General features: G+C 64.2%; 24 protein-coding genes. 13 read left to right on the top strand and 11 right to left on the bottom strand.

Features of this window, described 5'->3' with window-relative positions:
- Positions 1-40: 40 nt before the first annotated feature.
- The 3 genes from BM160_RS11370 to gshB all read left to right on the top strand — a co-directional run bounded on the left by BM160_RS11370 (position 41) and on the right by gshB (position 4,296).
- A complete protein-coding gene (locus tag BM160_RS11370) occupies positions 41-1,909 on the top strand; it encodes a potassium transporter Kup (RefSeq protein WP_092005116.1) in 1,869 nt (622 codons plus the stop codon).
- Between the two features lie 183 nt (positions 1,910-2,092).
- The gene (locus tag BM160_RS11365; protein WP_092005113.1) at positions 2,093-3,340 is read left to right on the top strand and encodes a benzoate/H(+) symporter BenE family transporter; all 1,248 of its coding nucleotides are present in this window, start codon (positions 2,093-2,095) and stop codon (positions 3,338-3,340) included.
- On the top strand, positions 3,337-4,296 hold the full coding sequence (gshB, locus tag BM160_RS11360) for a glutathione synthase (protein WP_092005110.1): 960 nt from the start codon (positions 3,337-3,339) through the stop codon (positions 4,294-4,296). The genes BM160_RS11365 and gshB overlap by 4 nt, the downstream gene beginning before the upstream one ends.
- 24 nt (positions 4,297-4,320) lie before the next feature.
- On the opposite strand, the gene BM160_RS11355 is transcribed toward gshB, so the two are convergent.
- The 3 genes from BM160_RS11355 to BM160_RS11345 are packed head-to-tail and all read right to left on the bottom strand — an operon-like array spanning position 4,321 to position 6,836.
- The gene (locus tag BM160_RS11355; protein WP_092005107.1) at positions 4,321-5,139 is read right to left on the bottom strand and encodes a class II glutamine amidotransferase; all 819 of its coding nucleotides are present in this window, start codon (positions 5,137-5,139) and stop codon (positions 4,321-4,323) included.
- Positions 5,140-5,141: 2 nt separating this feature from the next.
- On the bottom strand, positions 5,142-6,602 hold the full coding sequence (locus tag BM160_RS11350; protein ID WP_092005103.1) for an MFS transporter: 1,461 nt from the start codon (positions 6,600-6,602) through the stop codon (positions 5,142-5,144).
- A gap of 42 nt (positions 6,603-6,644) precedes the next feature.
- Complete coding sequence (locus tag BM160_RS11345; protein ID WP_092005100.1) at positions 6,645-6,836, bottom strand: 4-oxalocrotonate tautomerase; 192 nt, start codon at positions 6,834-6,836, stop codon at positions 6,645-6,647.
- A 293-nt stretch (positions 6,837-7,129) separates the two neighbouring features.
- Here BM160_RS11345 and BM160_RS11340 point away from each other — a divergent pair, with 293 nt between their 5' ends.
- Genes BM160_RS11340 through BM160_RS11320 form a run of 5 tightly spaced genes read left to right on the top strand, consistent with a single transcriptional unit; the run spans position 7,130 to position 11,711 of the window.
- Positions 7,130-8,374: an MFS transporter gene (locus tag BM160_RS11340; protein ID WP_369821773.1), complete on the top strand. Its 1,245-nt coding sequence runs from the start codon at positions 7,130-7,132 to the stop codon at positions 8,372-8,374.
- 24 nt (positions 8,375-8,398) lie between these two features.
- A complete protein-coding gene (locus BM160_RS11335; RefSeq protein WP_092005398.1) occupies positions 8,399-9,655 on the top strand; it encodes a hydantoinase/carbamoylase family amidase in 1,257 nt (418 codons plus the stop codon).
- 42 nt (positions 9,656-9,697) lie between these two features.
- Positions 9,698-10,633 carry a helix-turn-helix domain-containing protein gene (locus tag BM160_RS11330; RefSeq protein ID WP_369821772.1) on the top strand — a complete coding sequence of 312 codons (936 nt, stop codon included), beginning with the start codon at positions 9,698-9,700 and terminating at the stop codon, positions 10,631-10,633.
- Positions 10,634-10,662: 29 nt separating this feature from the next.
- A complete protein-coding gene (locus BM160_RS11325; RefSeq protein ID WP_255368832.1) occupies positions 10,663-11,367 on the top strand; it encodes an orotate phosphoribosyltransferase in 705 nt (234 codons plus the stop codon).
- Positions 11,368-11,384: 17 nt separating this feature from the next.
- Positions 11,385-11,711 carry a hypothetical protein gene (locus tag BM160_RS11320; RefSeq protein WP_092005091.1) on the top strand — a complete coding sequence of 109 codons (327 nt, stop codon included), beginning with the start codon at positions 11,385-11,387 and terminating at the stop codon, positions 11,709-11,711.
- A gap of 35 nt (positions 11,712-11,746) precedes the next feature.
- Here BM160_RS11320 and BM160_RS11315 read toward each other — a convergent pair whose 3' ends face one another.
- The 3 genes from BM160_RS11315 to BM160_RS11305 form a co-directional block, all read right to left on the bottom strand.
- A complete protein-coding gene (locus BM160_RS11315; protein ID WP_092005088.1) occupies positions 11,747-12,025 on the bottom strand; it encodes a hypothetical protein in 279 nt (92 codons plus the stop codon).
- 78 nt (positions 12,026-12,103) lie between these two features.
- Positions 12,104-12,895 (bottom strand): fused MFS/spermidine synthase, encoded by a 792-nt coding sequence (locus BM160_RS11310; protein ID WP_092005085.1) that lies wholly within the window; start codon positions 12,893-12,895, stop codon positions 12,104-12,106.
- 97 nt (positions 12,896-12,992) lie between these two features.
- On the bottom strand, positions 12,993-15,506 hold the full coding sequence (locus BM160_RS11305) for a DUF1631 family protein (protein WP_092005081.1): 2,514 nt from the start codon (positions 15,504-15,506) through the stop codon (positions 12,993-12,995).
- Between the two features lie 389 nt (positions 15,507-15,895).
- Between BM160_RS11305 and BM160_RS11300 the strand changes: the two genes are divergently transcribed.
- Entirely contained in the window at positions 15,896-16,426 is a 531-nt protein-coding gene (locus BM160_RS11300) for a hypothetical protein (protein WP_143093234.1), read from the top strand.
- A gap of 92 nt (positions 16,427-16,518) precedes the next feature.
- On the top strand, positions 16,519-16,884 hold the full coding sequence (locus BM160_RS11295; RefSeq protein WP_092005075.1) for an SPW repeat protein: 366 nt from the start codon (positions 16,519-16,521) through the stop codon (positions 16,882-16,884).
- 149 nt (positions 16,885-17,033) lie between these two features.
- Here the strand turns inward: BM160_RS11295 and BM160_RS11290 are convergent, their stop codons facing one another.
- The 5 genes from BM160_RS11290 to BM160_RS11270 form a co-directional block, all read right to left on the bottom strand.
- Positions 17,034-19,874, bottom strand: a complete 2,841-nt coding sequence (locus BM160_RS11290; RefSeq protein ID WP_092005072.1) for an Hsp70 family protein — start codon at positions 19,872-19,874, stop codon at positions 17,034-17,036.
- Between the two features lie 13 nt (positions 19,875-19,887).
- Positions 19,888-20,517 carry an HNH endonuclease gene (locus BM160_RS11285; protein ID WP_092005069.1) on the bottom strand — a complete coding sequence of 210 codons (630 nt, stop codon included), beginning with the start codon at positions 20,515-20,517 and terminating at the stop codon, positions 19,888-19,890.
- A 19-nt stretch (positions 20,518-20,536) separates the two neighbouring features.
- On the bottom strand, positions 20,537-22,390 hold the full coding sequence (locus BM160_RS11280) for an Hsp70 family protein (protein ID WP_092005065.1): 1,854 nt from the start codon (positions 22,388-22,390) through the stop codon (positions 20,537-20,539).
- A complete protein-coding gene (locus BM160_RS11275) occupies positions 22,387-22,971 on the bottom strand; it encodes a DUF2760 domain-containing protein (RefSeq protein ID WP_092005062.1) in 585 nt (194 codons plus the stop codon). Before BM160_RS11275 ends, BM160_RS11280 begins: the two co-directional genes overlap by 4 nt.
- A 290-nt stretch (positions 22,972-23,261) precedes the next feature.
- On the bottom strand, positions 23,262-24,164 hold the full coding sequence (locus BM160_RS11270) for a LysR family transcriptional regulator (protein ID WP_092005059.1): 903 nt from the start codon (positions 24,162-24,164) through the stop codon (positions 23,262-23,264).
- Positions 24,165-24,296: 132 nt separating this feature from the next.
- Here BM160_RS11270 and BM160_RS11265 point away from each other — a divergent pair, with 132 nt between their 5' ends.
- The 3 genes from BM160_RS11265 to BM160_RS11255 form a co-directional block, all read left to right on the top strand.
- Complete coding sequence (locus BM160_RS11265; RefSeq protein ID WP_092005056.1) at positions 24,297-25,277, top strand: tripartite tricarboxylate transporter substrate binding protein; 981 nt, start codon at positions 24,297-24,299, stop codon at positions 25,275-25,277.
- Positions 25,278-25,287: 10 nt separating this feature from the next.
- On the top strand, positions 25,288-26,460 hold the full coding sequence (locus tag BM160_RS11260; RefSeq protein ID WP_092005053.1) for a M20 aminoacylase family protein: 1,173 nt from the start codon (positions 25,288-25,290) through the stop codon (positions 26,458-26,460).
- 150 nt (positions 26,461-26,610) lie between these two features.
- Positions 26,611-26,804, top strand: a 194-nt coding sequence (locus BM160_RS11255) for a transposase domain-containing protein (RefSeq protein ID WP_177218996.1), incomplete at its 3' end; no start/stop codon positions are given.

Below are 26,804 nucleotides of genomic sequence, written 5' to 3'. Positions count from 1 at the left end.
ACCGCAGTTTGCGGTCAATCGCCAAAGACGGGAAGTTTTTGTGTCCAGTCAAAAATCATCACTTACGGCACTCACCCTTGGCGCGATTGGCGTCGTGTACGGCGACATTGGCACCAGTGTCCTGTATTCCATCAAGGAAGTTTTCGGCTCCGGCCACGTTCCCTTCACCCCCGATAACGTTTACGGCATTTTGTCCATCTTCGTCTGGACGCTGACCGTCATCGTTTCCATCAAATACGTGGTGCTGGTGCTGCGTGCCGACAACAACGGCGAGGGCGGCCTGATTGCCATGCTGGCGCTGGCCTCCACGGCGGTCAAGGACAGACCCAAGCTGCGCCGCAACCTGCTGCTGGTGGGGATTTTTGGCACCTCGCTGTTTTACGGCGACGGGGTCATCACGCCGGCGATTTCCGTGCTCTCTGCGGTGGAAGGTCTGGAAGTGGTGTCGCCGGCCTTTGCCAAGGGCGTGGTGCCCATCACGCTGGTGATTTTGTTCGGCCTGTTTGCGGTGCAAAAACATGGCACCTCCGGCATAGGCAAGTTTTTCGGTCCCCTCACGCTGATCTGGTTTGTCGTCATTGCCTTGCTGGGCGTTTCGCAAATCGTCACCAATCCGTCCATCCTCAAGGCGATCAGCCCGCATTACGCGCTGATGTTCATGTGGAACCAGCCCGGCACCACCTTCATCATCCTGGGCGCCGTGGTGCTGTGCGTAACTGGTGCCGAGGCGCTTTACGCCGACCTGGGCCACTTCGGCAAAAAACCGATCCGGCTGGCCTGGTTTAGCGTCGTCATGCCCGCTCTGGTGCTCAATTATTTCGGCCAGGGCGCATTGCTGCTGAGCAACCCGGCGGCCGTCAAAAACCCGTTTTACCTGATGGCACCCGAGTGGGCGCTGCTGCCGCTGGTGGGCCTGGCCACCATGGCCACGGTGATCGCCTCGCAGGCGCTGATCACCGGCGCCTTCAGCGTCACCAAGCAGGCGATTCAGATGGGCTATCTGCCGCGCCTGAACATCCAGCACACCAGCGTGCGCGACACCGGCCAGATCTACATGCCTTTTGTCAACTGGTGCCTGTTCGTCACCATCGTGCTGGCGGTGGTGATGTTCCGCTCCTCAAGCAATCTGGCGGCGGCCTACGGCATTGCGGTCTGCACCGACATGCTGATCACCACCATCTTGACCTTTTACGTCATACGCTATGGCTGGAAATATCCGCTCAGCCTGTGCCTGGCGGCCACTGGCGTGTTTTTTGTGGTCGACTTTGCCTTCTTCGCCTCCAACCTCATGAAGCTGTTTGCCGGCGGCTGGTTCCCGCTGCTGATAGGCGGCGCGGTGTTCACGCTGATGATCACCTGGAAGGATGGGCGGCACATTCTCAACGAGAAACTGCATGCCGACGCCATAGACCTGCCTAGCTTTCTGGATGCCGTGTTCGTCAGCCCGCCGGTGCGCGTTGAAGGGACGGCCGTCTTCATGACCGCCGAGCCCGCCACCGTGCCCAATGCGCTGCTGCACAACCTCAAGCACAACAAGGTGCTGCACGAACACAATCTGTTCGTGACGGTGAAATACCACGAGGTGCCCTGGATAGGCTTGAACAAGCGCCTTGAAATCGAGTCCCTGGGCCATGACTGCTGGCAGGTCAATGTTCACTATGGTTTCAAGAACGATCTGGATTTGCCCAAAGCCCTGCAGCAACTCAAGGGCCGGGGCTGCGAGCTCGAGGCCATGACCACCAGCTACTTCCTTTCGCGTGACACCGTGATTCCAACCATAGGCAGTGGCATGGCGCCGTGGCGAGAAAAACTCTTTGCGCAGATGCATTACAACGCCAGTGGCGCGGCCGACTTCCTGAACTTGCCGAATAACGCCGTGGTCGAGCTGGGTAGCAAGATCGAGATTTAAGGGTGTTTTTGGCGTCTAGCTCTTGAAGGTTGTGCGCTGGTAGCTATTGAATTGATAGCTTTCGTCCTTCGCCGCAGGCCGGGTCTCGCCCTGGCGAGCGACCCCCGGCTTGGTCGTGGCGGCCACTTCGGCAAGTTCACCCAGCTGAAAGCACCCAGCGCCCAACCCTGCCAGAATCGCCAGATGCAATTTTTCAAAGACCTCAATCTTTCGGCCTTCACCGCAGGTTTTGTCGCGGTGCTGGTCGGTTTCACCAGTTCGGTGGCCATCGTCTTTCAGGCGGCGCAGGCCTTTGGCGCCACGCCGGCGCAGATCAGCTCGTGGATGTGGGCGCTGGGCCTGGGCATGGGCCTGTGCTCGGCCATTCCCTCCTTGTGGCTGAAAAAACCGGTGATGATCGCCTGGTCCACGCCGGGCGCTGCCGTGCTGGCCACGGCCGGGCTGGCGGGTGGCTTCTCCATGGCTGAGGCTGTGGGCGCCTTCATGGTCAGCGCGGCGCTGATTGCGCTGTTCGGCGTGACCGGCTGGTTTGAAAAAGTTATGAACCGCATTCCGGTGGCCATCGCTTCGGCGCTGCTGGCCGGCGTGCTGGCGCGCTTTGGCATAGATGCTTTCGCCGCTGCCAAAACCGCGCTGCCGCTGGTCTTGCTGATGCTGGCCATCTATTTGGCTGGCAAGCGCCTGATGCCGCGCTATGCCGTGGTGCTGACCTTGCTGGGCGGCATTGTTTACGTCGCTGCGCGCGGCCAGTTGGACTGGGCCGCCGTCAGCTTTTCCTTTGCCATGCCGGTGTTTGTGGCGCCACAGTTCACTTTTGCCGCCGCCGTGAGCCTGGCGCTTCCCTTGTTCGTGGTGACCATGGCGTCGCAAAACCTGCCCGGCGTGGCGGCCATACGGGCGGCGGGCTATGGCTCTGACGCGCCGGACGGCGGCATTCCGATTTCCAAGGTCATCACGCTGAGCGGCCTGGCGACGCTGCTGCTGGCGCCGTTTGGCGCGTTTGCGTTGAATCTGAGCGCCATCACCGCCGCCATCTGCATGGGCAAGGAGGCGCATGAAGACCCGGCCAAGCGCTATACCGCCGCCGTCTCCTGCGGCCTGATCTATGTCGTGATCGGCATTTTTGGCGCGGCCATCACCGGGCTGCTGACGGCCTTTCCCAAAGAGCTGGTGGTGGCGATTGCCGGACTGGCCTTGCTGGGCACGATTGGCAGCGGGCTGGCGGTGGCGGTGAAAGACGATTCGCACCGCGAGGCCGCGCTTATCACTTTTCTGGTCACGCTGTCGGGCGTCGTAATAGCCGGTGTTGGTTCGGCCTTTTGGGGCGTGGCCGCCGGCGCCTTGGCGCTGTTTGTACAACAATGTGGGCGAGCAGGCAGCGTGCCATTTACGGCAACGCCGGCAGATTTACCAAAGACCCCCCAATCATGAACATTCTTTTTGTCGCCGATCCGCTGGCCTCTTTCAAGACCTACAAGGACACCACCTTTGCCATGATGCGCGAGGCGCAGCGGCGCGGCCACCGCATCAGCGCGTGCGAGCCGCAGGACATGAGCTGGCAAACCGGTGTCAAGGTCACGGCCCAGGTGCGCCACATCACGCTCACCGGCGACGCCGACGACTGGTTTGTGGCCGACGGCCAGCGTCCCGATGGCCTGCAGGCCGTGGCCGACTTTGATGCCGTGGTGATGCGCAAGGATCCGCCTTTCGACAGCGAGTATTTCTACAGCACGCATTTGCTGGAGCAGGCCGAACGCGAGGGCGCCAGAGTCTTCAACAAGCCGGCGGCGCTGCGCGACCACCCGGAAAAACTGGCGATTCTGGAATTCGCGCAATTCAGCGGCCCGACCTTGGTGACGCGCAGCGCCGACGACATCAAGCGCTTTCACGCCGAGCATCAGGACATCATCCTGAAGCCACTGGACGGCATGGGCGGCATGGGCATATTCCGCGTCAAGGCCGATGGCCTGAACCTGGGCAGCATCACCGAGACGCTGAATAAAAACGGCGCACAAAGCGTGATGGTGCAGAAGTTTTTGCCCGAGATCGCTAAAGGCGACAAGCGCGTGCTGGTGATTGGCGGCAAGCCCGTGCCCTTCAGTCTGGCACGCATTCCGCAGGGCAGCGAAGTGCGCGGCAATCTGGCTGCCGGCGGCTTGGGCGTGGCCCAGCCGCTGTCAAAGCGCGACCTGGAAATTGCCGAAGCGCTGGGTCCGGTGCTGGCCGCGCGTGGCTTGCTGCTGGCCGGCATAGACGTGATTGGCGACTATGTCACCGAGATCAATGTGACCAGTCCGACCTGCTTCCAGGAAATCTTTGACCAGACCGGCTTTGATGTGGCCGCCATGTTTGTCGACGCGCTGGAACAGGCGGCGGCCGCGCGCTGAAGCCCTGGCCTGGCCAAGCGCAGGCTAGGCCGACCGCTTGCCAGGATCGGCCAGTGCGCCGTCCACAAACACCTTGAGTTCACCGGGGGCAAACGCTGTCCAGTTCTCGTTGGTGGTGAGTGGCGCTGTCACCACCACCGCGACCTGGTCGCTCGGGCTGGTTTGCTCGGCAAAGTTGACGCTGACGTCCTCGTCGCTCAGGGTGGCGTGGGCGAACGGGTGCTTGCGTTCGACGTAGTAGAGGATTTGCGAATCGGGCTTGGACGAGGCGTGGGCCCACAGCGCCTGGCCGTTGCTCAGCAAAAAATTGAAGGTGCCGTGGCTGGCGATCTCGGCCGCCAGCTCGCGCAGCGTGATGCTGAGTTCCTGCACGCTGGGCACGCCGGCATGGGATTTGGCCAGTTCCTGCATGATCCAGCAAAAGGCGCGTTCGCTGTCGGTGTCGCCGACCGGCCTGAAGCTGCCGTGCAGCCGCGGCGCAAAATCCTTCAGGTCGCCGTTGTGGGCAAACACCCAGTAGCGGCCCCACAGCTCGCGCACAAAGGGGTGGCAGTTTTCCAGCGCGACGCGGCCCTGCGTGGCCTTGCGGATGTGCGAGATGACGTTGCGGCTCTTGATCGGGTAGTGGGCAATCAGCGCGGCCACCGGCGACTCGCAGGCCGGCTGGTGGTCGACGAAATGGCGCAGACCCTTGTCGCCATCCGGGCTGCCCTCGCCCTCAAAAAAGGCAATGCCCCAGCCGTCGGCGTGGTGGTCGGTGTGGCCGCCGCGCTGCGCAAAACCGCGAAAGCTGAAGGTCACGTCGGTGGGCGCGTTGCAGTTCATGCCTAGTAGTTGGCACATGGTCAGTCCGCCTTGTTGGCCAGGGTTTGTGGCGTTGGCGCGAGCGGCCGTTCACGCAGCTGCCAGGCCGCCACCATGGCTAGCGCGCACAGGGCGGCCAACATCAGGAAGGATTCGTTAAAAGCTGCCAGCCGTGCCGGGCTGCTGCTGGCGTTGGCAAAGGAGTCGCCATGCGCGGTGAGCCGCCATTCCAGCACGATGCCGCACAGGCTGACACCGATGGCACCGCCCAGCATGCGCACAAAGCTGATGGCGCTGGCGCCTTGCGGCATCAGGCTTTTGTGTAGTGGCCGCAAGGAGCCCAGATTGAGCGAGGGCAGTATGAAGCCCAGGCCTATGCGTCCCAGCGCGGCCCAGATCATCAGCTGCCAGAGTGCGGAAGTCAGCGTGACGCTGAACATCAGCGCAAACGACGCCGCCAGCAAGCCCAGCCCTATGGACACCAGCAGCCAGGTGGGCTGCTTGTCGGCCAGCCGGCCCACGCCGGCAATGGTGGCCGCCAGCACCAGGCCGGCGGGCAGCAAGATGGTGCCGACATGCGCGGCCGACAGCTTAAGCCCCAACTGCATATAGACCGGCAGCAAATAGGTCGAGCCAAACAGCGCCGTACCGTAAATGAAGGCGACCACGCTGCCCATGGCGAACTGGCGATAGCCAAAGAGTGCCAGGTTCATCAGCGGCGCATGGCCGATGCTGGCCATGTGGCGCTGCCACCAGACAAACAACGCCAGCATCGCCAGGGCCACGCCCAGCAGGATGGCCGCCTCCAGCGGGCTGCTGTCACGCAGGGCCACCATGCCATTGAGCAGGCACAGCGTGCCAAAGCCTGCCAGCAGCAGGCCACGCCAGTCGATCATGGCGCTGTTGCGGTCGGCCACCACGCCGCCCGGAGCGCTGTCGGGCACATAGCGGTAGGCCATCCACAGCGACAGCAGGCATAGCGGCACCACCATGAAGAAAATCGAACGCCAGCCGAACAGCTCAACCAGCACGCCGCCTATGCTGGGGCCCAGCGCCGGGGCCAGCACCACGCCCATGCCAAAGAGGCCGCTGGCCCGGCCCTGCTCATGCGGGCCGAAGGCGCGCATGATGATGATGGCCGGAATCGGCTGTACCGCGCCGGCCGCCAGACCTTCGGCCACGCGCGCGGCCAGCACCAGTCCGTAGTCATTGGCCAGGCCGCCCACGAGACCGCCCGCCATCAGCAGCAGCATGCAGCCGACGTAGGTGCGGCGGTAGCCGTAGCGCGCCAGCAGCCAGGGCGTGGTCAGCATGGAGACCGTCATGGCCACCATGAAGCCGGAGCTGACCCACTGCGCACGCGCCTGCCCCAGCACGAAATGACGGCTCATGTCGGGAATCGCCACATTGATGATGGTCGACGACATGATGGAGGCCATGGTGCCAACCATGACGGCTACCAGCAGCAGCCAGCGGTAGCGTGCGCCGTAGCGCGCCTGCATGTCGGCGAGTGAGGCGGAAGTACTCAAGAGCTTGGCCCGGACTTACTCTCTAGGCTCGGACCAGAGCTTGCCGCCGGTGGCCCAGTTCTCGCGTTTGATGTCGGTGATCAGGATGTCGACCGAATCGGGCTGGCCGCCGAGGATTTCCACGCTGACGCGGGTGATGGCCTCGACCAGTTTCTTTTTCTGTTCAATGGTGCGGCCTTCCATCATTTCGACATGGTATGTGGGCATGAATTTCCTTTGGGTGAGTTGTTTGGGATAGCTCGATGATAAAAGCATGGGCCAGGCCTGGCGTTGCCGAGCGGGAAAAAGACCGTATCCGCCTGGCTGACTGCTGATGCCTCAACGACGCATTATTTTCGCTGCGAAGTGATGGTTTGTATCTAAAATGATACTCGTATCAATTATAAAAATTCAACACGCCTTGGCGTTTGTCTGCATGGTGTTGCGCGGCTTTGGCGCATACCCATCGCGAGGAATGACGCCGGCGACACTCAACGGAAGCGATGGTAATGAGCGCAAACATGAAAAACCTGCCGGCTTCGGCAACAGGCATGGCGGGGTCATCCGATGCGGTCGGCAGCTATGGCTGGAAAGCCTTGCTGGGCTCGGCGGTGGGCTATGCCATGGACGGCTTCGACTTGCTGATTCTGGGCTTCATGCTCACGGCCATTTCGGCGGATCTGCACCTTACCCCAGGACAAGCCGGTTCCCTGGTCACCTGGACGCTGATTGGTGCGGTGGCTGGCGGCATCATTTTCGGCGCGCTGAGTGATCGTTATGGCCGCATCCGGGTGCTGACCTGGACCATCGTGCTGTTCGCCGTTTTTACCGGCATGTGTGCCTTCGCCCAAGGCTACTGGGACCTGCTGATTTATCGGACCATTGCCGGCATAGGTCTTGGCGGCGAGTTCGGCATAGGCATGGCGCTGGCGGCAGAAGCCTGGCCGGCCAAACATAGGGCTCGCGTGTCCTCTTATGTGGCGCTGGGCTGGCAGGTCGGCGTGCTGGGGGCTGCCTTGCTGACGCCGCTGCTGTTGCCTGTCATAGGCTGGCGCGGCATGTTTCTGGTGGGCGTCATCCCGGCGCTGGTGGCCTGGGTGATTCGCGCCAAGCTGCACGAGCCCGAGGTGTTCGTGCGCAGCGCGGCCAAGCGCACTTCAAGGATGGAAGGCTTCAGGCTGCTGGTCAAGGACAAGGCAACCGCCAAGATCAGCGCCGGTATCGTGGTGCTGTGCTCGGTGCAAAACTTTGGCTACTACGGCATCATGATCTGGATGCCCAGCTTTTTGTCCAAGCAGCTGGGCTTCAATCTCACCAAGTCCGCCCTGTGGACCTCGGTCACCATTCTCGGCATGATGCTGGGCATCTGGGTCTTCGGGCAACTGGCCGACCGCATAGGCCGCAAGCCCAGTTTCCTGCTGTTCCAGCTGGGTGCGGTGGTCATGGTCTTGAGCTACTCGCAGCTGAGCGACCCCAACACCATGTTGTGGGCCGGCGCCCTGATGGGCATGTTTGTCAACGGCATGCTGGGCGGCTATGGCGCGCTGATGTCCGAGGCCTACCCGACCGAGGCACGTGCCACCGCGCAAAACGTGCTCTTCAATATCGGACGCGGCGTTGGTGGCTTTGGCCCGGTGGTGGTTGGTGCCCTGGCCGCCAGCTATTCATTCCAGATCGCCATCGCCTTGCTGGCCGCCATTTACGTGATCGACATGCTGGCCACGGCCTTTCTGATCCCGGAGTTAAAGGGTGCGGAGCTGAAATAGCGCTCAATGATCTGGAATGACAGCATGACTATTTCTGAACTTCGCCCCATGGCCGAAGACTTGTTCAAGCAGGTGCGGGCGCTGTCGGCCGACGGGGTTGGCGTGACGCGGGAGAGCTATGGCCGCGGCGAGTCGGCTGCTGCTGATTTCTTGCGTGATTTCGCCTTGCAGCAAGGCCTGCAAGTCAGCGTCGACGGCGCTGCCAATCTGCGCTTTAGCCTGCCCGGTATCGATCTCAATACCCCCGCCATCTGGTGCGGTTCGCACCTGGACTCCGTGCCCCAGGGCGGCAACTACGATGGTCTGGCCGGGGTGATTGCCGGCCTCTTGTGTCTGGTCGAGCAGCAGCGCTCGGCCCGTCCTTCGGCCTTGCCCTTGCAGGTGCTCGGCTTTCGCGGCGAGGAAAGCGCCTGGTTTGGCAAGGCCTATATGGGTTCGGGCGCGCTGTTCGGCAAACTCGGCGCCGAGGATCTGGCGCTCAAGCAGCGCAACACCGGCGAAACCCTGGCGCACTGCATGCAGCAGGCCGGCGCCGACATGGACGCCATCAGGGCACAGGCCCCGCTATTTGACAAGCGCCTGGTGCGGGCCTACCTGGAGCTGCACATAGAGCAGGGCCCGGTGATGGTGGCGCGCGAGTTGCCGCTGGCCGTGGTGTCCGGCATACGCGGCAACGTGCGGCACAACCGCATCGAGTGCATAGGCGAGGCCGGGCACTCCGGCGTGGTGCCGCGCTGGCTGCGCCGCGATGCCATGTTTGCCGTGGCCGACCTGATCATGCGGCTGGATGAACACTGGCGGGTCTTGCTGGAGCGCGGCACAGATCTGGTGGTGACCACGGGTGTTGTCAGCACCGACGCCGCCGAGCACTCGATTTCCCGCATTCCGGGCCAGGTCGGTTTCAGCTTCGAGGCCCGCAGCAAGAGCCAGGACACGCTGGAGGCCTTTTACCAGCTGATGCGTGCCGAATGCCGCGCCATCGGTCGCGAACGCCAGGTGCGCTTTGAGTTCGACCGCCGCCTGCTGTCCGACCCGGCCACCATGGACGGCCAGCTATGCGAGCTGCTGTCCAAGACCTGCAGCCGACTGGGTACGGCCTTCGAGGTGATTCCCAGCGGCGCCGGCCACGATGCCTCCCTGTTTGCCAATGCCGGCATCCCCAGCGCCATGCTGTTCATACGCAACCAGAATGGCTCGCACAACCCGGACGAGGCGATGGAGATGGACGACTTCATGCCGGGCGTGCAGGTGTTGCATGAAACGATTGCGGCGCTGACATGAGCCGGCTGGTGCCGCTAAGCATGGGTGATGAACTGATAAATCGTGCCTGAAGATATGCAGCAGCCGCCACGCACCTTTTCCTCGCCCATCGATTTTCAAGCCCTGGGCGAGCGCTTGCGGGCCTACCGCATAGGCGCCTCCCTGCAGGCCGAGGACGTGGCCGAGCAGCTGGGGGTGTCGCGCGCGGTGGTGTACCGGATGGAGAAGGGCGAAATCGTCAAGATAGAAACCCTGGAACGGCTGGCCCAGCTGCTGGGCACTTCCATGGCTTCGCTGTTGGACGTGGAGGTCGAGTACTACCCCACGGTGACGGGTTTTCTGGAGCGCATGCGGCAGATCGAGCAGGGCGCAGACCGCATCATTTCGCACTTCGAGCCCATCTCCCTGCTGCTGACTTCGGACGACTATCTGCAGGACCTTCGCGTGATGCTGCTGGAGTCGTCACCGCCGCCGGTAATGGGCAAGTCCGCTCAGGCCGGCAGTGCGGCGCACCGCGCCGGGGTCGAGCAGATCCTGCAGCTGTTGCAGGAGCGAAAGGCCTTTTTTGCCCAACGCCGGCCCAACATCGTCAGCCTGATAGGCCTGCGTGAGCTGGAGCGCTTTGTCTATACCGGCCTGGTCGGCCGCCTTGATTTGCCTGAAGCGCTGCGGGCCCAACGCGTGCAGGCGGCGCGGCGCGAGGTGCGCTGGATTGCCGACCTGATGGCTAGTCAACCCATGAATGTACAAATTGGCCTGGTCGATGACGCCATGCCGGCGGCCACGTTTCAGCTGCTGCAGGGCGCCGGGCGTTCGGTGCTGGCGCTCAGCCCGTTTCGCTTTGGCGAGCTGCCCAATGTGCGCAACGGCATTGCCACCGTCACCGCCTCGCCCGAGGCGGTGGGGCTGTACGAATCCATGATGGAGCGGCTCTGGAAAAGCGCCTACAAGGGTCAGGCCGGTGCCCAGCACCTGCGAAAATTGCTGGATCGGCTGTAAAGCCCATTGCCCTATTGCGGAGACTTGTTGTGACCCCATTCCCTGATCAAACCGCTGCCGCCAAGGCAGCGTCCAAAGAGGTCGCGCTGGCGCTGTTGGGCGCCGGCTGCGTGCAAGTGCGCAGCGACGAGCCCTTTCGGCTGCCCTCGGGCTGGGCCAGCCCGGTCTACATGGACTGCCGCCGGCTCACCTCGTTTCCCGCGATTCGCCGCCAGCTGGTGCAGCAAGGCCTGGCGCTGTTGCGCGAACGCCAGGTGCTGGACGGCTTGGCAGCCGTGGTCGGCGCCGAGGCCAGTGGCATTGCGCTGGCCGCCTGGCTGGCCGATGCCTTGACGCTGCCCATGCACTATGTGCGCAAGCAGACCCGGGGCCTGGGGCCGGGCAGCCAGGTGGTGGGCGTGCTCAATCCCGGTGCGCCCGTGCTGCTGGTCGATGACCTCATGGCCGGCGGCCATTCCAAGCTCAACTTCTGTCGCGCCCTGAAGGCGGCGGGCGTCGAGGTCAGCCATCTGTTCGTGATCTTCGACTATGCTACCTTCCCCACAGCGAGCCTGCTGGAGCCGCTGGGCCTGACCGTGCATTCACTGGCCACCTGGCAACACATCCTGGAAGCGGCCCGGGAAAGCGCTGCACTGCCGGCGCATGAAATCGCGGAACTGGAGACTTTTCTGCACGACCCGGTACGCTGGTCCCACGCCCATGGCGGGATTTCCAGCGTCAACCCATTACTTTGAGAACTACGAGGATTAGCATGAATTTTCAGGAAGCTGCAGCCCGGTTTGAACGTTCCGAATCCGGCACCGACGCCTTCAAACTGCTCTACAAGGACGCCTTCGAGCTGATGCGCAGCGACATGGCGAACGCCGGCCTGTATTTTGTCATCGGCAGCGCCGCTCAGTCCTATGTGCGCCGTTATGAAGACCAGGGCGTGTCGGGCGAGTTCGCCGACTATGCCAAGTCGGTGCTGCACAAGTTCAACACCCGTATCGTTGAAGCCCTGGCTGCGGAGCCAGCGACCCGGCTGGCGATTCTGGGCGAAGTGGCGGCGGAATACCAGTTGCACGTCAGCGAGTTCTAAAGCCCCAAAGATCTGACGGCGGCCTGGCCCCAGGCTTATTCGAACGCGCTCACCAGCACGCCATGCTGCGCGGCAAAGGTCTTCAGGATGTCCGCAATCTGCGGGTCTTGCAGCGTCGTGCTCAGCTCCACCAGCTTGTTGTCGCTGCCCCTGTGGCTGTCGCTCACCATCACCGTGGCCGCGCTGTCTTGCGCCTTCAGCAGTTGCTGTAGCGCCGGCCCCAGGGCGGCCATCACGGCATCGCGCTGGGCCTGGTTGCTGTCCGAGCCGGCCGGGTACTGGACCTCAAACGAGAAGTTGGTTTTCTGATTCATGATGGATCTTTTCCTGTGTGATCAGACAGTCTGCCGCTTTGCCTCCGGTCCCGGCGTCAGACAGCGCCGCGCCAGCGTCTAGGCCTCGCTCTCCTGCTCCAGGTCTTTCATCTGCCAGAGCAGGCGCGTCAGTTCTGGCTTGAGCTGGCGGCGCGCCGCTTCCGGCAGGCCTGCCAGGCTTTGCGCCAGGTTCAGGTGACGCGGCGAAATGGCCGCTCCTTTGACGGCAAACACCACGCTATTGCTTTCTTCCTCGGTGAGGACCGCCACCGCATTGCCGCCAAAGCTGCGCTGTATGCGTCCCAGCCACAGCGGATAGTCGGGGTGGTGATAGTGCAGGTTGACCACCAGCACGCCGTCAGCCCTCAGCGCGGCAAAGCAGTCCTCATAAAAGCGCTGCGAGCACAGGGCGACGGGCTGGCCCTCATGGTCAAAGCCATCGACCAGCAAGACCTCGAAGTCCGGCGTTTCGGTCTGCAGGAATAGCGCGCCATCGGCCGCGATCACCCGAAAACGCTGGTCATCGTCGGGAATCTGGAACTCGCGCCTCAGGGCGATCACATGCGGGTTGATCTCCAGCACCGTCATCTGGCTGGCTGGCAATTGCCGGTAGCAGAATTTGGCCAGCGAGCCGCCGCCCAGTCCAATCATGCCGATGTGCTCTGGCGCCGGCCGGAACAATAGAAAACCCATCATGCTGCGGGTGTAGTCCAGCGCCAATTGCCAGGGTTGCTGGGTGAGCATGCGGCTTTGCAATTCGCCCTGCGTGAAGTGCAGCGACTTGGCCTCACCGTCCTCATGCACATAGGGCTTGAGGTAGGGCGGCGACGGACAGTCGCCGGGCTCGGCTTGAGCGCTTGAATTTTTCATGAAATTGGCCTCTAGCCCTTGGTGCGTATGCGCAAGCTGCTATTGAAACAGGAGTTTTTGTGAGCTGAAAAGTTTGAGGGCCGAATCCTCTTTCGCGTCAGTAGGTGCTCGCTGGCGCGGTTTCCTTGACCAGCTGGTCCAGTGCCTGAGCCACGACGCCATGGGTTTGCACGGGTCGCAGCAGGCGTTCCCTGAGCAGGCGTTCGCAGCTGCGCTTGGTCATGGAGTGGGGCTGGCCGCCGTGGCTGACAAACATGAAGAGCGTGCCCTTGGTGCTGGCCCAGATCAACTGGGCGCGCAACCAGCGCCGCCTGGAATACAAGTCGACCCAGCGACCGGCTTGCAGCGTGAGCAGCAATTGTTCGGCTTCGGCCTGACTCATGGTTGGGTCGAGCTGGGGCAGAGGGGCTGCTGGGGCCGGAGCCGCTTGCACCGGCTCCAGGCTGGCGGTGTTGGCCATGGCGTGCGTCAGCGCGGCGGGGGCGCTGATGGCCTCCAGCTCATAAGGACTGAGTTCGCCCGCCATGCTGGGCAGGGTGTCTTCAAAGCCGGCCGCATCCAGCTCATTGCGGCCCAGCCAGGGGTGCTCGGCGGCTTTGGCCTGGCGCTGCTCGGGGCTGGCACAGTCCGGGCTCGCTTGCAGCGGCGCCGTGTCCGATTCCTGGGCATCGCGTTGGCTCTTGAAGCGGCGCAGCTTGAGCACTGGCCGGTGCAAGTTCATCAGACTTTCGAAAAAAACCTCGTTTTCGCGCTGGTCCTGGCCCAGCAAGTCCAGCCCTGTGTGCAGCTTGCCCAGCAGGCTGGGGATCATCTCTATCAGTTTGGCCGGCTGCTTGAGCGTCACGTCCTGCTTGACGCTCCAGAGCAGGTCGGGCACGACGGAGCCAAAGCCTTGCGGGTCGATCTGGCCGCGTGTGTCGGTGAGCTTGGCATGTGCCATGGCCAGTGACCAGGAGCCGAACAGGAAGTCCAGCACCATGCCAGGTACGTTTTCAAGATCCGAGCGGGTGCTCAGGTCAAAGGCGATCTGGTCGGCCTGGGTCTGGCGCTCTTCGGCAAAACGCAGTGACTGCAGCACCTTGTGGCGCTGCTGGGCCTCTTGCTGGTCCTGCGTATCCCAGCTTTCCTCCAGCCCGGCCAGCGCCAGCCGGAAAGGCTGGACATCTTCAACGCTTTGCGCGTTGAGTCCATTGAAGACCTGCGCTACCGGCTCGAAAAAGGCCGAGAACTCGCCACTGAATTCGTCGTTGTACTTGAAGCTGCGCTGCGCCACGCGCTCCATCAGGCGCCGGCCGGCATGGCCCTCGTCGCTGAAAAAGCGTGGGTCCACCATGGCCAGGCGCAGCAGCGACGGCTCCAGCGCGACGATGGCTTCGCGCACCGGCACCAGCAGGCGCGGGTCCTGCGCCACCTGGCCGACCAGCTTGCGGACCACCTCCAGGCCCAGCACCTGGCCGACCTGCGTGGCTTCTTTCTTCAGCTGGGTCCTGACCAGATCGCGTTCGCGCGGCTTGGCGTAAGTGCCCCAGCGCTGCTGGCTCAGCGGGCTGTGGGCCTCGAGCAGCCGCTGCGGGCGATCGACCGCGGCCATGCTGCGATAGTCGGGCGGCGCCGCGTCGTCGGCATCGGCCAGCGCGGCGGGTTCCGAATCGGCGGCCGCTTGCAGCTCGGCCAGCTCCTGGTCGACGCTGGCGTAGTAAGCTGGCGCCAGTCCGTGATGGGCCTGGCTGCCGCCATGGAACAGAAAGTTCTGGAACAGCTCGTCCTGAATGTCGTAATTGGACAGGTCGGCGTATTGCGAGGGTGGCTTGGCCGGTGTTTCGTCGCTGGCCTGGGCGCCGCTGCTGTCGCCATGGGCGTCGCTGCCCAGTGGGCCAAAAGCCGATGTCTGCCCTCTGGCGGCGCTGGCCGGGGTTGGCAGCACCCGGTAGCTGGCCCCCTGCACATGGGCTCGCTCCAGCTGCTTGACCACCTGTTCATAGACCCGCTTGAGTTCACGCCCCAGCGGATCGGCCAGGTATTTAAGCCACAGCGAACTGATGGCCGGGGCCACCGAGGCGGCAAAAATCCGCTCGCGCAGGGTTTGGGCAAAGACCTCGGGGCGCAGCGGATTGAGTTCCGGCCTGACATTGGGCAGTCCTTGCACGGCGCTCATCAGCTTGTTGAGTTCGGCCAAGGGGTGCTCAAGCACCGGCAGCAGCAGCTGCAATAGCCGCGCCGACTCTATGGCTTGCGAGACATCGGCGTCATCCACCAGGGTCAGGTTGTGGCCAGACAGGGCTGCGAAAGCGCTGTTGGAGGCGGAGGCGCTGGCCGGGGGCTGGGCCTGGTCGGCGGGGGGCGGTGCGCGCATCGCCTGCTCGGCAGCTGCCACGTCGATCTTGAAGCGGAGCAGCAAGTCGGCCGGATACTGGCTGCTCCAGGTGGATTTGTTTTTCAGCAGCTCGCGCCAAGCCGTGGCCAGTTCATCGCGCTCGGCCATTTTCTGGCTCTTGGTTTCCGCCAGTTGCAGCGCCGCCACCGCATCTTCAATACAGCGCTCCAACGCAGGCCGCGCCGCTTGGGCCGCCTCCTGGAGACAGGATTGAAGAATGTCAGGTTGCGAAGCCATCGGGAGCCAGGATTTCAGAAAGGGTTGGATTTATGCCCGGACAAGCGGCTTGCAAACAGCGTCGCCTGGGCGAGCCAAGAGCTTAGCGCAAAGGCGCTTGCGCGCATTGAAATGAAGTTGTTGCAAATTGTTTCAATTAGTTTCTCATGCATACAAGTGTGAACTTCTTTGAAATGACTTGCAATGTCTGCATCGTGGTTGTTAAGCCCTTGATTGCCCGTCTTGAGCCCTCTCTTTGTAAGATGGCCGCCGTTGGCCGGCAATCAGTTGGCCCTTACACGGCAAGGCCCGCGCGCCTGCGGTGTCCTGCGGGGTAGATTTTGAAGTCTTTTGATTCATTTTTGGGTGTGGTTTTTCGGCCTCTTTCCCAGCGTTTCCGGCGTTTTCGGGTGCTGCGCTTTTCCTGCCTCTGGTTGCTGGCGACCGCGCTCTGGCCGGTTTCCAGCGCCTGGTCGCAGACCGTGCTGGAGCATGCCGCCTGGCTGGGCATGAGCCGCGATCAACTGGCGCCGCTGCTGGTGGATGCCAATGCTGTCAGGTCGCCGCGGCGGCTGTCCTCGGGTGCCTTGGGCACGCTGCGGGTGCCTGACGTGTTGTGCGAGGGCCAGCACTTTGAGCAGACGCTGTTTTTTGCGCAGCAAAAGCTGGCTCAAATCGAATGGGTGCTGCTCAATCCCGGCGCCGGCCCGGACGCCGAAACCGCCATGCTGCAAACCCAGCAGGCGCTGCTGCAGTCCTTGCGCGAAAAACTCGGGCCGGAACTCGCCGGGTTTGCCGTGGCCCCCGGGAGCGTGGCGGATTCCGCCTCCTGGGTCAGCGCCGGCGCCGACGTGATGCTGTTTCGTTCGGGCAAGGCGAATCATCCCAGCTTGCGCATGGTGATGAAGCCGCGGCAACTGGTGGACGCCAGCGAGCTCTGAGCCGCCTTCTGCCGCCCTGCGGGAACGAAGCCGCCGGCGCCTGCTCTAACTCCTGTTGGCTGGCTTTCCCGCTGACTGACAGGAGGTGCATGATGAAACAAATGAAGCATTGGCAGGACCCGGTGAACGCCTTGTTGGGCGCTTGGGTCGTTCTGTCGCCATGGGCCCTGGGTTTCCAGGATGTCACGATGGCGATGTCAAACGCGGTCATCGTGGGGCTGGCGCTGATTGCCGCGGCGCTGGGCGCTATTTTCGTTCCGCGTGCCTGGGAAGAGTGGACCGAGGGGGCGCTCGGGCTGTGGCTGGTCGTGTCGCCGTGGGCGCTTGGGTTCAGCACGCACCAGCAGGCCATGCTGAGCACGGTGGCCTCGGGCCTGATCGTGATGGCACTGGCGCTGTGGACCTTGATGACCGACAGCGACTACAACGGCTGGTGGCGTAACTGGACGGCGCATTGAGCGTGGTGGGCCGTCGCCATGGGCTGGGCCGCGCCTAGTGGCGTGAACAGGCATGAAAAAGGCCGCTAGCCCATGAGTGATGGGCGCAAACAGCTATTTATTTGATAGCTATTAGCCGTTTTCCAAGCGCTGGCTGAAGGTTGGAAGACTCAGGCCATCAGCTTCAGGCCGGGCGGCAGCGCTTCGCCCAGCACGCGGCGTTCCGTCGCTTCGTCCAGTTCCACCCGCTCGCGCACCAGCGCCAGCCAGGCGGGCGGCGCATGGACGGCGGCCAGCTTGGTCATGATTTGCTCCCGCAGCGGCAGCGGCAGGTCGCGCGCCCGGTCGTCGGTGACGCGGGCCAGTTGCACGGCGGCAAAGGCCGCCGCCTCCACACGTTTCCAGTCCAGCGCCAGCAAGGCCTCCACCCAGGCTGCCGCGACCTCGGCCGGCACCACCTCGTGCGTGCTGCCGTGAACCGGCTGGCGTGCGCCTATGCGGCCCAGCGTCCACAGGCTCAGGCTGTCATTGGCCAGCTCGGATTCGCTGCGAGCTTTTTTCGAGGCAAGGGCCTTGGCCACGCGGCCCAGCAGCCAGGCGCCGATTTCGCTTTTGTAGGCCGGCGGAATCCGCTCCAGCGCCGCGCCCAGGCGCAACATGTCGGCGCTGCTGCCGGGAACGGGTTTGGCCGCCGGTGCCTCGTCATCACCCTCTTCGTTGATCTGCAGATTGAAGGCAAAGTCATCGAGCAAGCGCAGTTGTTCGGACGCGGCCAGGCCGCCGGCGACGCGCCGCCACAAGGTCCACCATTCGGCGCCCACCTGCTTGTCACTGGTGTGCTGCACGCCCAGCGCGTGTTGCGGCCAGAGCTGCTGCACCCGCCACTCGTCCAGCGCATCGCCAAAGCCTGGGCGCAGGCAAAAGCCGGCGAGGTTGAGCCAGGCGCGTTCATGCGCTGCGCTGCGGCGGCGGCCGCGGGCGCGTTGCCACAAGGCGTCATACAGCTGACGCAGCACAGGTGTGGTCCACGAGGCGCGGTCGCCCAGCAGGCGCTCCAGCTGAGCGCGCAGCTGCGTCACCTCCTTGGGGCTGACGGCTTGTTTGTTGGTGCCGAAAATGCGGTCGATCTGGCTGATGGCTTCGGCCATGCGGGCGGCGGCGCGCCTGTCTTCTTGCGATGTGGTTTCGTCGGCACCGGCCTTGCCGTGCCGCAGGTCGAATTCGAGCCGCCAGCGCTGGGACGAATCGGCCAGGCTGACGCAGTGCAGCTCCAGCGTGCCGACTTCGGTCAGCGCGGTCGCCAGTTGCACCGCGATGTCCTGCCGGCCACTGTGGGCCGGATCGACTGTTGCAGTGTTGGCGGGCGCTTGCAACACCATCACGATGGGCGGCAGGCGCACATGCTGTTCGTCGTTCAGCGCCACCAGTTCGCCCAATTGCGCCGGGGTGTGCTGGGCCGCGTTGCTGATCGCGCTGAAGAGCTGGAAGCGCACCGGCTGGCCGAGACGCAGCGCAAAGCTGCGGCCGCTGAGCAGCAATTCCCGGCCGGGCTCGCTGCCACGCGGTAGCAGGCAGATGCCTTGGGCTTTCGCTTTTGAGTCCTTGGTGTCGTCAAGCTGCAGAAAATAACTGCGCGCCGAGCCGCCGCCAATGCTGGGCGCCGCGCCGCGCTGGGCCAGCGCATGGGCCACGGCGCCGCGCGCCACCGCCACATCGGGGTTGTCGTTGTGCAGCAGGCGCAGCGGGGCACCGCGCCAGGCGCCCAGGGTTTGTTCCAGCCGCTTTACCAGCGCGTCGGCGCGAAACACGCCGCCGTTGAGCAGCAGGGTATCGGGCATGGCCTCGCCATGCTGGCGCAAAAAGTCGGCAATGTGGCGGGTGACGGCCGCATCGCGCGCATAGGGTAGGCCAAAGGCCACAATGCCGCCGCGCGCCTGGGTGGCCCTGGCATCGGCGTCCACCGCTGGAAAAAAACCGTCGACGATCAGCCGTTCGACCTCGTCCCGGCTTAGCACCGCCGTGCGGCTGCCGCCTACCAGATGGGCGCCACTGCCCAGCAGGGTGACGGTGGTTTGCGCCGGTGCATCGGCGGCCAGCAGCTGCTCCTTGACGGCGCGGCAGCGTTCCATCAGTTGGGCCAGCTGGCTGGCCGAGAGCTGGCGTGCCGGTGCGTTCTCGCCGCTGCTGGCCATGCGCGCCTCGACCGCATGCGCCAGCGCCAGATCCATGTTGTCGCCGCCCAGCATCAAGTGCTTGCCCACGCCTATACGGGTCAGCTGCGGCTGGCCGTCGCTCATCTCCACCTTGATCAGGCTGAGATCGGTGGTGCCGCCGCCGACATCGCAGACCAGCACCAGCCGGGTCTGCGCCAGTTCCTCGGCGAGTTGGCCGCGATGCCGCAGCAGCCAGTCGTAAAACGCGGCCTGCGGCTCTTCCAGCAGGCGCAGCCTGGGCAGGCCAGCCTGGCGTGCGGCGGCCAGGGTCAGGGCGCGCGCGCCTTCGTCAAAAGAGGCCGGCACGGTCAGCACCAGTTCCTGCTGCTCCAGCGGGCTTTCGGGAAAGCGCCAGTTCCAGGCGCTGCGCACATAGCGCAGATAGCTCGCGCTGGCCTCGACCGGCGAGACCTTGGGCACATCATCCGCCGCGCCCCAAGGCAGTATCGGCGCCTGCCGGTCGACCGCCGCGTGCGACAGCCAGCTCTTGGCGCTGGCCACCAGCCGGCCCGGCACTTGCGCGCCTAGCTTGCGCGCCCACTGGCCCATCACCACCGGCGCGACATTGCTGTCGTCAGCCTGCGGCCAGGGCAGTTGCAGCGCCCCCTCGGCCAGCTCGCCCGCCGCCGCGTGGTAGCGGCAGGAGGGCAGCAGCGGCAGGGCCGCGACTTCACCCGGCGCCACCGCTTGCGCGATGTCGAACAGCTGGATCTCGGCTTGTTTCGCCCCTATGGGCGCATAGGCCACCACGGTATGCGTGGTGCCCAGGTCTATGCCGACGAGGTACTGCGGGTCCATGTAAAAGATGAGTTCAGCGGTTGGTAATGCCGATGCACCGCAGTGCTTGGTCAGGACAGGACTCTTCCGACAGAGCAGCCTGGCAGGCTGATGGTTCAGCCATTTTTCGTATCCGAAGCATTTGAGCGCACTGGTCAGCTTTTTCCATGAGCTTGAGAATCTGCGTTTGCAATGTGAAAAATTTAGTGAGCGTTTCTTGGTCTTCAGAATTCAGATTTGAATGCTCAATGGGTTTCGCCAATGAAAGGTGAGCTTCAAGTCTATGAATCAGATTCAGCTTTTCGCTATCTGTCAGGTTTGCATTTGCGTTTATGAAGTCGCAGAAGGGCTTGCCCCCTTTTTGAGAGTTGCAGTCACGACAACAAGGCACAAGGTTTCCAACCTGGTGACCATAGCCATTTAGCTTGCCGTTCTTTACTAGGTTCTCAAGGTGATCCCAAGTTTGCGCAGGCCTTTCGCAATAGACGCAGGAGAGCTGTTTTAAATTTTGCTGGCCAAGCGCCTCAAGTGCAGCTTCAATTTTTGCTTCGTCGTACTCATCCGAAGGCGCCAGTGCGGAAGCAAAGGCGTGAGCGATGGTTGTTTTTCGCTTCGAAAAAATTGAGTACGGCGCTAAGTGCGAACGAATGGTTTTGGGAGTCATGAGGTGGGCTAACTTTGCGTCAGCTGTTGGCGCGCACGTCGAACGCCACCTTCCAGTGCTCGTCGCCCTGGGTGGCCACGGCGGTCAGCTCCAGCGTGCCGGTATCGGTGGCCAGAGCGCGCAGCCTGACCTGCACCACCTCGCCGGCTTGCCGGCCCTCGGCCGGCAGGGTCGCCTGGATCTCGCCCAGCTCCTGCAGCTCGTCGGGCTGCCAGAAGTCCAGCAGCGTGCCCAGCGGGTCCTGGCGCCGCACCGATGAGCCGAAAAAGCGCAAGTGCATAGGCTCGCCCACCACCAGGCCGAACTCCTGCGTCTGCAGGTCGGCTTCGCTGCCTTCTTCCATGCCAAAGGGCGCGATGCATAAGGCCTGGACCGGCGGCTCGAAGCCGGGAATGGCCGGCATGGAGGACTCCACCGCCACGTAATAGGCGCGGGCCGTGCCGCCGCGAATGCGCACGCCCTGGCCGCGCCGCACATAGCCGTAATAGGCGGCGCCGCGCGCCACCGCCAGGTCCATGTCGGCGCCCGTCAACACGCGCGCCGGCTCGGCCTGTTCGGCATTCAGCCAGTTGTTGAGCGTGGCCAGGGTGCGCTGGCTCAGGATGTCGGACTTGAAGACGCCGCCGTTGAACAGCACGGCGCTGGGGTGCAGAAAGCTGGCGCTTTCGTTGAGCTTGTCGGCAAAGCCTGGCAGCTCGGCGGTGGCGCCGGCCTGGCGTCCCAGCAGGGCGGCCAGATGGCGCGTCACGCCGGCATCCTGCGCATAGGGCAGGCCTAACTGCGTCAGGCCGCTGCGGCTGCGGCTGGCGGGCCGGGCGCTGGCGTCCACCACCGGGAAGAAGCCTTCCAGCAAGGTGGCTTGCACCTCGGCCTGCGTCAGCTCGGTGCGTATAGTCCCGCCTATCAGCTTGGAGCCGCGGCTGGGCACGACGATGGCCTGGGCCTGCAGCGCGACATCGGACAGCAGGCTTTCCTTGGCGCTGCGGCAGGCGTAGGTGAGGGCGCGCATTTGCCAGGGGTCCAGCTGCTTGCCTTCGGCCGCCAGTTTGCGCGCCACCACATGGGCCAGGGTCAGGTCCATGTTGTCGCCGCCAAGCAGGATGTGGTCGCCCACGGCGACGCGATGCAGCTCCAGCTGGCCTTCGCGTTCCAGCACGGCAATCAGCGAAAAGTCGCTGGTGCCGCCGCCCACGTCTATCACCAAAATGATGTCGCCGGTCTTGACCTCTTTGCGCCAGCGGCCGCCGCTGTTCTGGATCCAGTTGTAGAGCGCGGCCTGTGGTTCTTCCAGCAGGGTCAGCGAGGTGTAGCCGGCGGCGCGCGCCGCCTCGGCGGTCAGCTCGCGCGCGGCCGGATCGAAGGAGGCTGGAATCGTGATGGTCACGTCCTGCTCATCAAATAGCGCCTCGGGGTGAGCATGGTCCCAGGCCTGGCGCAGGTGGGCCAGGTAGCGGGTGGAGGCCTCCAGCGGCGAGATGCGCGCCACTTCGGGCGGCGCATCGTTGGGCAAGATGGCGGCGCGCCTGTCCACACCGGCATGGCTGAGCCAGCTCTTGGCGCTGGAAACCAGGCGTATCGAGGTCTGCGCGCCGCGTGTCCGGGCGAATTCGCCGACGGCAAAATCCTGCGTGCTGCCCCAGGGCAGCGTCAGGTCGCCGGCGGCCAGCTCGTCGGTGTGTGGCAGGTAGAGGAAAGAGGGCAGCAGTGGCGCCTGCTCGACCGCGCCGGGCGCCGTCAGCTGGGGAATATCCAGCACGCCGTAACTGGTGGCCTCGCCTTCGCTGGCCTGCAGGTCCACATAGGCCAGCGCGCAGTGGGTGGTTCCTAGGTCTATGCCTATGGCGTAACGCGGCGCTTGCTGGTCGGCGTTCATAGCTCCACCTCGGCCTGGGCCAGCACGCTGGCGTCGTGGCTGTCGGCCAGCTGGGGCAGCTTGACCTCTGTGGCGCGCCAGCCGCGGTGGCTCAAGGCGCCCTGGAACGGCGCCTGGCCGGTCACGTTGCCGGTCAGGCGAATCGCGCGGGCGTCAAAGCCGGCATTCAGGGTGATGCGGCTGCCTTCGGCCTCGCTGCGCACGGGCGCCAGGGTGAAATGCTCGCGCAACACCTTGCGGCAGCCTTCATGCACCACGCGGGCGGCGCCGCCAATGTCGGCATCGGAGTAGCCGCTCAGGTCTTCCTGCGTGAAGTCGATCAGGCGGGCGTCGCGCTGCAGCAAGGCCAGCAGCTGCAGCGCCGCGTCGGGGCTGGCTTCTTTCAGCGGCGCCGGGGGCGAGGCTGCGACGGGGGCGGCTGCGGGCGCGGGCGCCTGTGCGGGCGCGGGCGCCTGTGCTGGCGCCGCTGGCTGGCGCAGGCCCAGCACGCGGGCGGCATAGTCGGCGTTGCCCAGAATGCTGAAGAAGGCGCCGAAGGCGAGCGGTAGGCGCTTGAAAAAAGAAGGGGACGAAGTGGTCATCAATGGCTCCTGATGGCGTCGACGCGAGGCCGAACATGAAATGGGGTGTGCGAGGCTTAAAAAAGCGGCGGTCGAACGACCAGCTTCAGTCGTTTGGCCCGGGAGAGAAGGCTTCAGACAAGGCGCTGAAAGGGCCTCTCCCATTTTGAATTCCGAGGCAGAGGGCTCTATTGTCCATAGAAAAACGGCCGCTCATCGGTTTGAGGGCTTGTTTTTAGGGCTAAAAATGCCTCTAGCCCATAACAGGCGTGCGCAGACAGCTATTTAATTAATAGCGATTTTGAGCGACCTCAGTCGCGCAACCGCTCCGCCACAAACTGGCGGAACAAACCCATGGACGGCGCCTCGGTGCGGCCGGCCAGCGTGACAAAGGCAAAGCGCGCGCCTATGGCCAGGGGCGGCTCGGTGGGTAGTTCGGCGAGCTGGCCCGCCGCGATGCCGGCGCCTGCGGCCGCCAGGATGCCGAGGTAGACCGCGTCCGAGGCCTTGACCGTGGCGATCAGGCTGGCGATGTCGTCGCAGCGCAGGCTCACGGCCTGCTGCGGGTCGGCGCGCGGACCGAAACGGTTGACTAGGCGGTGGGCGACTTCCGCGCTCAGCGGTATCGAGGCCAGCGGATAGCGCCGCAGTTCCTCAAACGACACCGGTCCGCCAGCCTGCAGCAGGGGGTGGCCGCTGCGGCAGACAAAGCCGGCGCGCAGCTCGGCCAGGTTCTCTATGGCCAGGTCGGGCGCCGGCGCGATGCGGCGAACGTCTATCACCAGCGCGTCCAGCGTGCGCTGGCGCAGCTGCATCAGTTGCAGCTCGGTCGCGCCCGGCGACATGCTGACCTGCACGTCCGGATGGTGCTGGGCCATGTGGATCAGAAACGGCGTCATCAGCAGCGCGCCCGGCCCGGACCCCAGGCCGATGCGGATGGCGCCCAGGTCGCCCTGCTTGAGCAGCTCGGCACTGCGGCGCAGCTCGGCCGCCTCCAGCACCATGCGCCGGGCACGTACCGCCACGGCCTGGCCCAGCGGCGTCAGCTCATTGCGTTTGCCGCTGCGGTCTATCAGGCGCGCACCCAGATCCTCTTCCAGGGTTTGGATGCTGCGGCTCAGGGCCGATTGCGTGAGGTGCTGCTGTTCGGCGGCGCGGCTGAAAGAACCGGTCTCGGCCACGGCCAGCAGGTGTTCTAGGTGTCGCAGGTTCATGGTTGGCGCGCGTTGAATGAGAAATATGAATGGTAATCACAAAAATAATGCATTGGACACATTGATAGGCCCTGTCTAGCATGGCTTGAAGTGCATCCCCCACCCATTCCAAGTATTCCAAGGAGACATTCCATGAACGCATTCCAGAAAACCAGCGCCTTGCTGGCCGGCCTGTTGCTGGCCAGCGGCGCCGTCCTCGCCCAGAGCTTCCCGAGCAAGCCGGTCAACCTGATGGTGCCCTACCCGGCGGGCGGGCCGTCCGATTCGATTGCGCGCATCTTCACCGTGCCGCTGGGCAAGGAGCTGGGCCAGCCGGTGATCGTTGAAAACCTGGGTGGCGCCGCCGGCGCGCTGGCGGCGCAAAAGGTGCTGGCGGCACCCGCCGACGGCTACTACCTGTTCCAGGGCTCGCCGAACGAGGTGATCCTGTCGCCGCTGGCCAACGCGGCCGTCAAGCTGAAAGCCGAGGACTTCCGCCTGGTGCATCCGCTGGCCGACTCGGTGATGGTGTTCCTGGTGCGCAAGGATTTGCCGGTCAACAGCGTCGATGAATTGATCGCGCTGGCGCGCAAGTCGGGCGACAAGCCGCTGAGCTACGGCAGCGTGGGCGTGGGCTCGCTGTACCACCTGATCCTGGAGGATGTGCAGCACCGCACCGGCATCAAGCTGACACACGCGCCCTACAAAGGTAACGCGCCGCTGCTGCAGGACATAGGCGGCGGCCAGGTCGACTTCGCCGTGCTGGTCTACAGCGCCGGCATGGGCGCGATGGCCGAGCAGGGCCGGCTCAAGATCATTGGTCAGTTGGGCGCGCAGCGCTCCGAGCTGCTGAAGAACGTGCCGACCGCCAGCGAAGGCCAGGAGCTGAAGAACTTTGCCTTCAAGATCTGGAGCGGCCTGATGGTGCCCAAGAGCACGCCGGAAGCCGTGGTGCAGCGGCTGCACAAGGCGATAGGCGGGACGCTGCAGGACCCCTCCGTGCGCTCGCAGCTGGCCATGCAGGCGGCACAGGTTTCGCCGTCCATGTCGCTGGCCGAGTCAAGCAAGTTCTTCGAGGCCGAGACCGCGCGTTACCGCGCCATCGCCAAGGCCATCAATCTGCAGCCGCAGTGAGCGCTCAGCCATGAGCAGCTTGCTTGAAGCGCTGAAGCAGAAGGCCGATGCCTTCGTAGACCTGCGGCGCGACATCCACCGCCACCCCGAGCTGGCTTTTGACGAGCATCGCACCTCGGCCCTGGTGGCCGACAAGCTGGAGGGTTGGGGTTACGCGGTCGAGCGCGGCCTGGGCGGCACCGGCCTGGTGGGACAGCTGGTGCGCGGCGACGGTTCGCGCCGGCTCGGCCTGCGCGCCGACATGGACGCGCTGCCCATCCATGAAACCACCGGCCTGCCGCACGCCAGTTGCCACGCCGGCGTGATGCACGCCTGCGGCCACGACGGCCACACCGCCATGCTGCTGGCCGCCGCGCAGCACCTGGCCGAACACGGGCGGTTTTCCGGCACCCTGAATCTGATCTTTCAGCCGGCCGAAGAAGGCGGCGGCGGCGCGTTGCGCATGATGGACGACGGCCTGTTCGAGAAATACCCTTGCGACGCGGTGTTCGCCATGCACAACATGCCCGGTATTGCGCAGGGCCGGCTGGTGCTGCGCGAAGGCGCGGCCATGGCCTCGTCGGACTATGTCAGCGTCACGCTCACCGGCGTCGGCGGCCATGGCGCCATGCCGCACCGCGCCACCGACCCCGTCGTGGCGGCCGCCAGCATCGTCATGGCGCTGCAGACCGTGGTGTCGCGCAACATAGACCCGCTGCAGATGGCCGTGGTCACCGTGGGCGCGCTGCATGCCGGCAAGGCCAACAACGTGATCCCGCAAAGCGCGACCTTGGAGCTCAGCGTGCGCGCGCTGGACCGCGAGGTGCGAGCCAAGCTGGAGCGGCGCATCAAGGCGCTGATTGCCGCGCAGGCCGAAAGCTTTGAGGTGCAGGCGCAAATCGATTGGCGGCCCGGCTATGCGGTGCTGGTCAACACGCCTGACGAAACCGCCTTCGCCCGTGAGGTGGCGCTGGAGTTGGTCGGCGATGAGAGCGTCACCCTGCAAGGCCCGGCCGTGACCGGCAGCGAAGACTTCGCCTTCATGCTGGAGCGCGTGCCCGGCAGCTATTTGTTCATCGGCAACGGCGATGGCGACAGCGCCGGTGCCTGCATGGTGCACAACCCGGGCTACGACTTCAACGACGCCAACCTGCCCATAGGTGCGGCCTACTGGGCGCTGCTGGCGCAACGCTTCCTGGTCTGAGCCGGCGGCAGCGCCAGCAAAAACGGCGCCCTGGGGCCAATGCCAGTCAGTTAAGAGCTGACGAAGCCAAAGGAAGGTAAAAAGGGAACGTGTTCAACACGTTCCCTTTTTCATTTGTCGAGCTTTTTACAAAACACATTAGACGAGACGCTGGCGTGCTTGCCCGCCGGTGGCATCAACGAACTGAGCGCGCTGATTGATCCGGCCTGGATCGAACAAGCACTCGCCGCCACCGGCAAGGCCTCCATTCGCCGGCGCAAGCTGCCAGCCGACCACGCGGTCTGGCTGGTGATCGGTCTGGCACTGTTTCGACAGATGCCGATGTGGCAGGTCGTCCAGGAGAT

Source organism: Polaromonas sp. OV174 (assembly GCF_900112285.1).
GTDB lineage: Bacteria > Pseudomonadota > Gammaproteobacteria > Burkholderiales > Burkholderiaceae_C > Polaromonas.
Note: the sequence above shows the minus strand (reverse complement) of the source record. Positions and strands in the feature narration are given on the sequence as shown.

Coding starts and splice junctions, on each gene's coding strand:
- BM160_RS11280 (WP_092005065.1), bottom strand. CDS start 22,390: ATGAACGCCGACCAGCAAGCGCCGCGTTACGCCATAGGCATAGACCTA.
- BM160_RS11295 (WP_092005075.1), top strand. CDS start 16,519: ATGAAACAAATGAAGCATTGGCAGGACCCGGTGAACGCCTTGTTGGGC.
- BM160_RS11355 (WP_092005107.1), bottom strand. CDS start 5,139: ATGTGCCAACTACTAGGCATGAACTGCAACGCGCCCACCGACGTGACC.
- BM160_RS11265 (WP_092005056.1), top strand. CDS start 24,297: ATGAACGCATTCCAGAAAACCAGCGCCTTGCTGGCCGGCCTGTTGCTG.
- BM160_RS11270 (WP_092005059.1), bottom strand. CDS start 24,164: ATGAACCTGCGACACCTAGAACACCTGCTGGCCGTGGCCGAGACCGGT.
- BM160_RS11285 (WP_092005069.1), bottom strand. CDS start 20,517: ATGACTCCCAAAACCATTCGTTCGCACTTAGCGCCGTACTCAATTTTT.
- gshB (WP_092005110.1), top strand. CDS start 3,337: ATGAACATTCTTTTTGTCGCCGATCCGCTGGCCTCTTTCAAGACCTAC.
- BM160_RS11260 (WP_092005053.1), top strand. CDS start 25,288: ATGAGCAGCTTGCTTGAAGCGCTGAAGCAGAAGGCCGATGCCTTCGTA.
- BM160_RS11290 (WP_092005072.1), bottom strand. CDS start 19,874: ATGGACCCGCAGTACCTCGTCGGCATAGACCTGGGCACCACGCATACC.
- BM160_RS11350 (WP_092005103.1), bottom strand. CDS start 6,602: ATGCAGGCGCGCTACGGCGCACGCTACCGCTGGCTGCTGCTGGTAGCC.
- BM160_RS11275 (WP_092005062.1), bottom strand. CDS start 22,971: ATGACCACTTCGTCCCCTTCTTTTTTCAAGCGCCTACCGCTCGCCTTC.
- BM160_RS11365 (WP_092005113.1), top strand. CDS start 2,093: ATGCAATTTTTCAAAGACCTCAATCTTTCGGCCTTCACCGCAGGTTTT.
- BM160_RS11340 (WP_369821773.1), top strand. CDS start 7,130: ATGAAAAACCTGCCGGCTTCGGCAACAGGCATGGCGGGGTCATCCGAT.
- BM160_RS11315 (WP_092005088.1), bottom strand. CDS start 12,025: ATGAATCAGAAAACCAACTTCTCGTTTGAGGTCCAGTACCCGGCCGGC.
- BM160_RS11320 (WP_092005091.1), top strand. CDS start 11,385: ATGAATTTTCAGGAAGCTGCAGCCCGGTTTGAACGTTCCGAATCCGGC.
- BM160_RS11305 (WP_092005081.1), bottom strand. CDS start 15,506: ATGGCTTCGCAACCTGACATTCTTCAATCCTGTCTCCAGGAGGCGGCC.
- BM160_RS11310 (WP_092005085.1), bottom strand. CDS start 12,895: ATGAAAAATTCAAGCGCTCAAGCCGAGCCCGGCGACTGTCCGTCGCCG.
- BM160_RS11335 (WP_092005398.1), top strand. CDS start 8,399: ATGACTATTTCTGAACTTCGCCCCATGGCCGAAGACTTGTTCAAGCAG.
- BM160_RS11345 (WP_092005100.1), bottom strand. CDS start 6,836: ATGCCCACATACCATGTCGAAATGATGGAAGGCCGCACCATTGAACAG.